Below are 516 nucleotides of genomic sequence, written 5' to 3' on the forward strand. Positions count from 1 at the left end.
GGTCTTCAGGTCGACGTTGGTGCGGGTCGAAGCGTCGACCTGCGTGACGGGGGCGAAGATCGTGTTGGGGCTGGCGAACGACACGCCGCTGCCGCCCACGATGGCGTTGGTACCGGAATTCACGAAGATGCTGCCACCGCGTACGGCGCCCATCTTGGCGTGGTCAAGGTCTTGTTCGAGGGCGAGGTTCTGGATGGTGAGGGACATGATGATCTCCTGGGTAGGCTGGATGCGCTGAAGGGCTAGGGGCTGGATTAGTGCTGCAGGGCTGCAACCATGCCGCCCAGGTTGTTGATCGTGTTCTGCACGGTCTTGATGTCGACGTCGGTGCGGGTCGACGCATCGGCTTGCGTGACCGGAGCGAAGATGGTGTTGGGGCTGGCGAACGACACGCCGCTGCCGCCCACGATGGCGTTGGTGCCGGAGTTCACGAAGATGCTGCCGCCGCGTACGGCGCCCATCTTGGCGTGGTCAAGGTCTTGTTCGAGCGGGAGGTTCTGGATGGTCAAGGACATG

2 protein-coding genes are annotated in these 516 nt (G+C 63.2%); both read right to left on the bottom strand.

Annotated features, from left to right (window positions below; translation table 11 throughout):
- Positions 1-207: hypothetical protein (locus KHO41_RS41105; protein WP_211958905.1), on the bottom strand; the 207-nt coding region annotated here is incomplete at its 3' end.
- A gap of 47 nt (positions 208-254) precedes the next feature.
- On the bottom strand, positions 255-515 hold the full coding sequence (locus KHO41_RS41110; protein WP_211958906.1) for a hypothetical protein: 261 nt from the start codon (positions 513-515) through the stop codon (positions 255-257).
- Position 516 lies beyond the last annotated feature (1 nt).

The organism is Cupriavidus numazuensis, assembly GCF_905397435.1.
In the GTDB taxonomy this organism is placed as follows: domain Bacteria; phylum Pseudomonadota; class Gammaproteobacteria; order Burkholderiales; family Burkholderiaceae; genus Cupriavidus; species Cupriavidus numazuensis.

Coding starts and splice junctions, on each gene's coding strand:
- KHO41_RS41110 (WP_211958906.1), bottom strand. CDS start 515: ATGTCCTTGACCATCCAGAACCTCCCGCTCGAACAAGACCTTGACCAC.